The sequence below is a fragment of the candidate division WOR-3 bacterium genome (assembly GCA_026418155.1).
Lineage (GTDB): Bacteria > Hydrothermota > Tepidihabitantia > Tepidihabitantales > CAIPLT01 > JAOABV01.
This window is the reverse complement of sequence record JAOABV010000095.1, coordinates 1-908: the sequence shown is the minus strand read 5'-3', so window position 1 is coordinate 908 and position 908 is coordinate 1. Positions and strand designations below refer to the sequence as shown.

Genomic DNA, 908 nt, shown 5'->3' with positions numbered 1-908 from the left:
ACTCCGTTGTATTCCGGCGTTAGGAAAGCTAAAACTGCCCGGGGATGAACAAATTGGAGTAGAGATAGTAAAGAAAGCGCTTGAGGCGCCGATTCGTCAACTTGCTGAGAATGCCGGAATTGAAGGTTCAGTAGTAGTAGAAAGAGTGAAGAACGAAACCGGAAATCGCGGATTTAATGTTGAAACTTTGCGTTATGAAGATATGTTTGAAGCCGGGATTATCGATCCGACTAAAGTCACGCGGACTGCGTTGCAGAATGCAGCTTCGGTAGCTTCACTTCTAATTACGACTGATGCAGCGATTGTTGAGTTGCCCGAAAAAGAGAAGACTCCACCAGCACCAGCTGGCGGTTACGGTGAGTATTAATCTTTAAAACAGAGCGGGACTGCTAATAAATATGCAGTCCCGCTTTATCTTTTTTAAGGAGCGTAATTATGCCTACTTATGAGTACCAATGCACAACATGCAATTATCAGTTTGAGGAATTTCAGAAAATTACTGATAAACCACTTAAAAAATGTCCGAAATGTGGCAATAATCTAAAGCGACTAATTTCGCCTGGTGCCGGATTTATTTTTAAGGGCACAGGTTTTTATATTACTGACTATAAAAGAAAAAATAATTCTACTGATAAAGAGAATGAAAGTAAATCCAATAAACAAACTTAAGAAGAAATTGGTGACTGATATCAATTTTATAAGCGAATTAAAAAACCTCTTGACAAAACACAATTTTTTAGTATAATTTATTAGGTTATTCTGAAAGCTCTTTGAAAATTTGGCAATAATAAGCGTGTCTGATAGCCAGACATTATCTTTTGAAATTTTTCCCTTTTGAGAGTTTGATCCTGGCTCAGGACTAACGCTGGCGGCGTGTCTTAGACATGCAAGTCTGTCTCTTATACACA

General features: G+C 38.4%; 2 protein-coding genes. Both read left to right on the top strand.

The window, feature by feature from the left end; all coding sequences use genetic code 11:
• A partial coding sequence (gene groEL, locus N2201_07450) for a chaperonin GroEL (GenBank protein MCX7786033.1) occupies window positions 1–367 on the top strand: 367 nt, incomplete at its 5' end.
• 68 nt (window positions 368–435) lie between these two features.
• Window positions 436–669, top strand: coding sequence for a zinc ribbon domain-containing protein (locus N2201_07445; protein MCX7786032.1), 234 nt, complete (start codon window positions 436–438; stop codon window positions 667–669).
• Window positions 670–908 lie beyond the last annotated feature (239 nt).